Below are 6,870 nucleotides of genomic sequence, written 5' to 3'. Positions count from 1 at the left end.
GCGCTGGCGCAGCGGCTGGTGCAGGAACTGCGCGAGCCGCTGCGGATCCAGGGCCGCGAGGTGTTCATGGGCACCTCGATCGGCATCACTGTCTACCCGGGCGATGCCGAGGACGCCTCGGCGCTGCTGAAGAACGGCGACATCGCCATGTACCAGGCCAAGCTGGCCGGCAAGAACTGCCACCGCTTCTACAGCCGCGCGATGGACTATGCGGTGGAGCGGCGCGTGCACATGGAGCACGAACTGCGCGGCGCCTGGGAGCGCGACGAACTGAAGCTGGCCTACCAGCCGATCTTCCGCACCCAGGACCGGCGCATGGTCGGCGTCGAGGTGCTGCTGCGCTGGCAGCATCCGGCGATGGGCACGATCTCGCCGACGGTGTTCATCGACGTGGCCGAGCAGAGCGGGCTGATCGAAAGCATTGGCCCCAAGGTGCTGCGCGCGGCCTGCAGCGAGGCCACCCAGTGGCGGCGCGCCGACGGCAGTGCCGACCTGTTCGTCTCGGTCAACGTCTCGCCGCGGCAGTTGCGCAGCGGCGATCTGCCCGAAGTGGTGGCCGAATGCCTGCGCGAGTCCGGGCTGCCGGCGGCGCAATTGCATCTGGAGCTGACCGAGACCGCGGTGATCGGCGACGAACTGCAGGCGGCGAGCATGCTGGCGCGGCTGCATCGGACCGGGGTCAAGGTCTGGCTGGACGACTTCGGTACCGGCTTCTCCGGCCTGAGCCATCTGCGCCAGGTGCCGGTGGACGGGGTCAAGATCGACAAGAGTTTCGTCGCCGACCTGCAGCGCGACCCGGACGACCTGGCGCTGACCACGGCGATCATCGCCATGGCGCATTCGCTGGACATCACCGTAGTCGCCGAGGGCATCGAACAGGAGACCCAGTTCGAGCTGCTGCGCGAGCGCGGCTGCGAACTGGGGCAGGGCTTCTGGCTCAGCCGACCGCTCAGCGCGGAGGAATTCCGCCAACTGCTCGCCAACGAGGACGCACCGCCCGCCAGCGCGTGATCGCCGCTGCGGCGTCGTGGCCGGCGTGCGCTGTGCCTGCGGCGGTCCCGGCCAGGCGGGTCAGGGCAGCAGCGGGCGCTTGCCGCTGTCGCCGGGAATCTCGCGCACCAGTTTCGGCACCAGGTAACCGGACAGGCGTGCGGCCAGCGCCTGGTGCAGCGCCAGCGCGGTGGCATCGTCCACTTCGAAATGGGCCACGCCCTGCACCCGGTCCAACTGGTGCAGGTAGTAGGGCAGCACGCCGGCGGCGAAGCTGCGCTCGCTCAGCGCGGCCAGCGCCTCCACGCTGTCGTTGACCCCGCGCAGCAGCACCGCCTGGTTGAGCAGGTGCGCGCCGGCCTCGCGCAGGCGCGCCAGCGCGGCATCGACGCCGGCATCGAATTCGTTGGCGTGGTTGGCGTGGATCACGAACGCCAGCGGCCACGGCAGCGTGCGCAGCCAGGCCAGCAGCGGCGCGTCGACGCGTTCGGGCAGCACCACCGGCAGGCGGCTGTGGATGCGCAGGCGCTTGAGTTGCGGCAGCGTCGCCAGCGCCTCGGTGAGTTCGGCCAGCTTCGGCGTGGCCAGCGACAGCGGATCGCCGCCGGACAGGATCACTTCCTCGATGCTGGGGTCGGCCGCGGTCGCCGCCACCGCCGTGCGCCAGCCATCGCGCGCAGCGGTCTCGTCGGCATAGGGAAAGTGCCGGCGGAAGCAGTAGCGGCAGTGCACCGCGCAACTGCCGGTGGCCACCAGCAGGGCACGGCCGCGGTACTTGTGGATCACCCCGTCGGCCTTCTTGGCCGCGGTGTCGCCGACCGCATCCAGGGCGAAGCCGGCGACCACGCGCTGCTCGTCGTCGATCGGCAGCACCTGGCGCAGCAGCGGGTCGTGCGGATCGCCCGGGCGCATGCGTGCGACGAAGCTGCGCGGCACGCGCAGCGCGAACTGCGTCGCAGCCTTTTCGGAAACGCCCAGCGCCTGCGGATCCAGGTCCAGCAGGGCCAGCAGCTCGCGCGGATCGCGCACGGCGTCGCGCCAGGCCTGCTGCCAGCGCGGCGGCGCGGCGGCGGGCAGGGGCGGGGACGGCTGCATCGGGCGGGGGGCTGCGGTTATCATAGGCGGTCATCACACGAGCGCCCGCCGTTGCGGCGGAGCTTCCATTCTATCCGGCCGGCCGCCGAACGCGGCGGGTTTGCCTTACCCGAGGAGTTTCAGATGGCCAGCTACGGCATGAACGACGTCAAGAACGGGATGAAGATCCTGGTCAACAGCGAGCCTGCGATCATCACCGATACCGAATACGTCAAGCCCGGCAAGGGCCAGGCGTTCACCCGCGTCAAGTACCGCTTCATCAAGTCCGGGCGCGTGGTCGAAATGACCATGAAGGCGACCGACAGCGTGGAAGCGGCCGACGTGGTCGACACCGACATGCAGTACCTGTATAGCGACGGCGAATACTGGCACTTCATGCAGCAGGAAACCTTCGAGCAGGTGCAGGCCGACAAGGCCGGCGTCGGCGACGCCGCCAAGTGGATCAAGGGCGAGGAGGATTGCGTGGTGACGCTGTGGAACGGCACGCCGATCCAGGTCACCCCGCCGAACTTCGTCGAACTGAAGATCGTCGAGACCGACCCGGGCGTGCGCGGCGATACCTCCGGCGGTGGCGGCAAGCCGGCGACCCTGGAGACCGGTGCGGTGGTGCGCGTGCCGCTGTTCGTCGGCCAGGAAGAAGTGATCCGCGTCGATACGCGTTCGGGCGAATACGTTTCGCGCGTCAAGTAAGTCGGCATGCCCGCGGCCGCCGCCGGCCGCGGGCATGCGCACGCGCTGGCGTGCGGCGGCCAGGCAGCGCCATGCGCCGGATCGCCGTGCGGCGGTGATGGACCACCTCGCTCCCAGGAAACGCCCGTGACGACCAGCCACGCCGACAGCGCCGACAGCAAGTACCCGCACGACCGCGTCGTGTTCTTCAGCGATGCGGTCTTCGCCATCGCCATCACCTTGCTGGCGGTGGAAATCAAGGTGCCCGGACACGCCGAGGTCGCGGCGGCCGGCGGCATCCTCGCCGCCCTGCACCGGATGCTGCCGCTGTTCATCGGTTTCGCGGTCAGCTTCCTGGTCACCGCGCTGTTCTGGAAGTCGCACCTGCAGCTGTGCCGGCACATCCGCCAGTTCGACGACCGGCTGATCTGGCTCAACGTGCTGCAGTTGCTGCTGATCGGCCTGCTGCCGTTCTCCACCGCGCTGTACTCGGACTATTTCGGCAGCCACGAGGCGTTCTCGGTGTACTGCGCGCATCTGGCGGCGATCGGCCTGGCCGGCTACTGGCTGCATGCCTATGCGGTGCGCAAGGAAGGCCTGGCGCAGCGGCTGGGCCCGCTGCAGGCGCAGGCGATGAAGCTGCGCGCGGCGGTCTCGCCGGTGGTGTTCGCGTTATGCATCCCCGTGGGCATGGTGGCACCGTGGCTGGGCCGCTTCGGCTTCCTGGCGGTCTTTCTGCTGCAGTGGGGGGTGATGCGCGTGTACCAGCGACGCATCCGCCAGTCCCAGGCGGCACCGTGACCCTCCCTTTTCCAGAGTCCCTGCGATGACCTCCATACCCGAATCCTGCGACCTGCTGATCGAAGCCGGCTACGTGGTCCCGATCGAACCGCATGCGGTGGTGCTGGAAGACCACGCGGTGGCGGTGCGCGGCAGCGAGATCGTGGCGGTGCTGCCCACGGCCGAGGCGCGCACGCGCTTCGCCCCCGCGCGCACCGTCTCGCGTCCGGACGCGGCGCTGCTGCCGGGGCTGGTCAACGCGCATACCCACAACCCGATGACCCTGCTGCGCGGCATCGCCGACGACCTGCCGCTGATGGTGTGGCTGCAGCAGCACATCTGGCCGGTGGAGACCGCGGTGATCGGCCCGGAGTTCGTCGCCGACGGCACCGCGCTGGCCATCGCCGAGATGCTGCGCGGCGGCACCACCTGCGCCAACGAGAACTACTTCTTCGCCGACGTGCAGGCCGCGGTGTACAAGCAGCACGGCTTCCGCGCGCGGGTCGGCACGGTGATCATCGATTTCCCGACCGCCTGGGCCAAGACCTCCGACGAGTACTTCGCCCGCGCCTGCGAGGTGCACGATCAGTGGCGCGACGATCCGCTGGTCGGCATCGCCTTCGCCCCGCATGCGCCGTACACGGTCAACGACGCCAACTTCGAGCGGGTGCGGATGCTGTCCGACCAGCTCGAGGTGCCGGTGCACCTGCACACCCACGAGACCGCGCAGGAAATCGCCGACTCGCTCAAGCAGTACGGGCAGCGCCCGCTGGCGCGGCTGGACCGTCTGGGCCTGGTCAACGACCGCCTGATCGCGGTGCACATGACCCAGCTCACCGACGCCGAGATCCACCTGTGCGCCGAGCGCGGGGTCAGCGTGGTGCATTGCCCCGAATCCAACCTCAAGCTCGCCTCCGGCTTCTGCCCGGCCTGCGCGCTGCAGCGGGCGGGCGTGAACCTGGCGATCGGCACCGACGGCTGCGCCAGCAACAACGACCTGGACATGTTCAGCGAGAACCGCACCGCGGCGATCCTGGCCAAGGCGGTGGCCAACGACGCCACCGCGCTGGACGCGGCCAGCACGCTGCGCGCGGCCACCCTGGGCGGCGCGCGTGCGTTGGGCTTCGGCGAGACGATCGGCTCGATCGAGCCGGGCAAGCAGGCCGACCTGATCTGCGTGGACCTGTCGGCGCTGGAGACCCAGCCGCTGCACAACGTGCTGTCGCAACTGGTGTACGCCACCGGTCGGCAGCAGGTCAGCGACGTGTGGATCGCCGGCCAGCCCAAGCTCAGCCAGCGCGTGCTGGTGGACATGGACGTCGACGCGCTGGTCGCCAATGCGCGCGAGTGGCGCGAACGTATTCGCAGCGTCCACGCCTGATCCGCTATGTTCGCCGTGCCGCTCCGCGCGCGCGGCCCCAACGAGAGTTCGCCATGACCGCTTCCGCCGCCAACGCCTCCGCCAATTTCGATCAGGCCGAACTGGACAAGTTCGGCGCCCTGGCCACCCGCTGGTGGGATGCCGACGGCCCGCAGAAGCCGCTGCATGCGCTCAATCCTGTGCGTCTGCGCTACGTCGCCGAGCGCCTGCCGCTGCGCGGGGCGACGGTGCTGGACGTAGGGTGCGGCGGCGGCCTGCTCAGCGAGTCGCTGGCCAAGGAGGGCGCGCAGGTCACCGCGATCGATCTGGCACCGGAGCTGATCAAGGTCGCGCGGCTGCACCAGTTCGAATCCGGGGTCGAGGTCGACTACCGCGTGCAGTCGGTCGAGGACCTGGCGGCCGCACAACCGGGCAGCTTCGACGCCATCACCTGCATGGAGATGCTCGAGCACGTGCCCGATCCGGCGGCGATCGTGCGCGCCTGCGCGACCCTGCTCAAGCCGGGCGGACAGCTGTTCCTGTCCACCCTCAACCGCACCCCGGCCGCGTTCGCCCTGGCCATCGTCGGTGCCGAGTACGTGGCGCGGCTGCTGCCCACCGGCACCCACCGCTACCAGGATTTCATCAAGCCGGCGGAACTGGCCGCCTGGTTGCGCCAGGCCGAACTGCAGCTGCGCGACGTCAGCGGCCTGGCTTACGAGCCGTGGCGCAATCGCGCGCGGCTGTCGTCGCGCACCGAGGTCAATTACCTGGCGTGTGCTGCAAAGCCGGGAATCGGGAATGGGGAATAGGGAAGCGCCGCTGCCGCGGCGAGGTTACCCGCGGGTTGCGCTGTTCGATCTGGATGGCACGTTGCTGGACAGTGCGCCGGATCTGCTGGCCGCGGCCAATGCGGTGCTGGCTGAGCATGGCCGTGCAGCGTTGACCCTGGCGCAGTTGCGGCCGGTGGTGTCCAAGGGCTCGCGGGCGATGCTCGGCGTCGCCTTCCCGGATCTGCCCGCGGCCGAACGCGATGCGCTGATTCCGGCGTTCCTGCGCAACTACGAGGCGCTGATCGGGCGCCATTCGCAGCCGTTCGACGGCATCCCGGAACTGCTGCAACGCCTGGAAGAGGCCGGCAGCGTGTGGGGCATCGTCACCAACAAGCCCGAGGCGCTGGCGCGGTTGATCCTGCCGCAGTTGCAGTGGCAGCAGCGCTGCGCGGTGCTGATCGGCGGCGACACACTGCCCGAGCGCAAGCCGCATCCGCTGCCGCTGCAGGTCGCCGCGCAGCGGCTGGGCGTGGCGCCGCACGAGGTGGCCTACGTCGGTGACGACGAACGCGACATCCTCGCCGCTCGCGCCGCCGGCATGGCCTCGGTGGCGGTGCTGTGGGGTTATCGGCTGGACGAAGACGATCCGCTGGCCTGGCGCGCCGATGCGATGGTCGCCGCGCCGGCCGAGTTGTACGACGCCGCGGCCTGGCCGGTCAGCGCAGCCGCGTCCTGAAACCGGTGCTGTCGCCGCGTTCGCGGTGATGCATGACCGCCGTGTCGCGGCCTGCACGCCGACGCCGCTCGGCATCCACCGGTCGCGCACGTACACTGCGCGTTCTGCGCGGCAGCCGCGCTCACTCTCCCATTGCGCGATGCCGTCGGCGCGCGCGCCTGACTCCGGATTCACCGATCGCATGAGCAGTTCGTCCGCCCTGGATGCCTTCCTCGACAAATGGCGCCGCCGCTGGCCGGAATGGGCCGTGGCCGAGGCGTTCGTGCCGGCGCCGCAGCGCGCCCGCACCGTGGCCTGGTTCGCCCTGCTGCAGGAGTTCGACGACATCCTCAACATCGCCGGCGACCCGCTGCCGGCCGACGCCAAGCTGGCGTGGTGGGGCGAGGAACTGCGCAGTTGGGCCGGGCAGCGTTCGCGGCATCCGCTGGGCCGGGTGCTGGAGCCGGTGGCTGCGCCGTGGACACAAC

General features: G+C 70.0%; 8 protein-coding genes. 7 read left to right on the top strand and 1 reads right to left on the bottom strand.

The window, feature by feature from the left end; all coding sequences use genetic code 11:
* A partial coding sequence (locus tag D180_RS20805; RefSeq protein ID WP_017914283.1) for a GGDEF domain-containing phosphodiesterase occupies positions 1–1,011 on the top strand: 1,011 nt, incomplete at its 5' end.
* A gap of 60 nt (positions 1,012–1,071) precedes the next feature.
* Here D180_RS20805 and epmB read toward each other — a convergent pair.
* Positions 1,072–2,109: an EF-P beta-lysylation protein EpmB gene (gene epmB / locus D180_RS20800; RefSeq protein WP_043091480.1), complete on the bottom strand. Its 1,038-nt coding sequence runs from the start codon at positions 2,107–2,109 to the stop codon at positions 1,072–1,074.
* 99 nt (positions 2,110–2,208) lie between these two features.
* On the opposite strand from epmB, the gene efp reads away from it, so the two are divergent.
* The 6 genes from efp to D180_RS20770 all read left to right on the top strand — a co-directional run.
* On the top strand, positions 2,209–2,775 hold the full coding sequence (gene efp / locus D180_RS20795; protein WP_010343528.1) for an elongation factor P: 567 nt from the start codon (positions 2,209–2,211) through the stop codon (positions 2,773–2,775).
* A 126-nt stretch (positions 2,776–2,901) separates the two neighbouring features.
* Positions 2,902–3,555 (top strand): TMEM175 family protein, encoded by a 654-nt coding sequence (locus D180_RS20790; RefSeq protein ID WP_017914281.1) that lies wholly within the window; start codon positions 2,902–2,904, stop codon positions 3,553–3,555.
* A 25-nt stretch (positions 3,556–3,580) separates the two neighbouring features.
* Positions 3,581–4,915: a TRZ/ATZ family hydrolase gene (locus tag D180_RS20785; protein WP_017914280.1), complete on the top strand. Its 1,335-nt coding sequence runs from the start codon at positions 3,581–3,583 to the stop codon at positions 4,913–4,915.
* A 53-nt stretch (positions 4,916–4,968) separates the two neighbouring features.
* Complete coding sequence (gene ubiG / locus D180_RS20780) at positions 4,969–5,706, top strand: bifunctional 2-polyprenyl-6-hydroxyphenol methylase/3-demethylubiquinol 3-O-methyltransferase UbiG (protein ID WP_017914279.1); 738 nt, start codon at positions 4,969–4,971, stop codon at positions 5,704–5,706.
* A complete protein-coding gene (locus D180_RS20775) occupies positions 5,696–6,403 on the top strand; it encodes a phosphoglycolate phosphatase (RefSeq protein ID WP_043091479.1) in 708 nt (235 codons plus the stop codon). Before ubiG ends, D180_RS20775 begins: the two co-directional genes overlap by 11 nt.
* A 181-nt stretch (positions 6,404–6,584) precedes the next feature.
* Positions 6,585–6,870: squalene/phytoene synthase family protein (locus D180_RS20770; RefSeq protein WP_043091481.1), on the top strand; the 286-nt coding region annotated here is incomplete at its 3' end.

Origin of the sequence: Xanthomonas sp. SHU 166 (genome assembly GCF_000364685.1) — a bacterium.
In the GTDB taxonomy this organism is placed as follows: domain Bacteria; phylum Pseudomonadota; class Gammaproteobacteria; order Xanthomonadales; family Xanthomonadaceae; genus Xanthomonas_A; species Xanthomonas_A sontii.
Note: the sequence above shows the minus strand (reverse complement) of the source record. Positions and strands in the feature narration are given on the sequence as shown.

Coding starts and splice junctions, on each gene's coding strand:
- epmB (WP_043091480.1), bottom strand. CDS start 2,109: ATGATAACCGCAGCCCCCCGCCCGATGCAGCCGTCCCCGCCCCTGCCC.
- D180_RS20785 (WP_017914280.1), top strand. CDS start 3,581: ATGACCTCCATACCCGAATCCTGCGACCTGCTGATCGAAGCCGGCTAC.
- D180_RS20775 (WP_043091479.1), top strand. CDS start 5,696: ATGGGGAATAGGGAAGCGCCGCTGCCGCGGCGAGGTTACCCGCGGGTT.
- ubiG (WP_017914279.1), top strand. CDS start 4,969: ATGACCGCTTCCGCCGCCAACGCCTCCGCCAATTTCGATCAGGCCGAA.
- efp (WP_010343528.1), top strand. CDS start 2,209: ATGGCCAGCTACGGCATGAACGACGTCAAGAACGGGATGAAGATCCTG.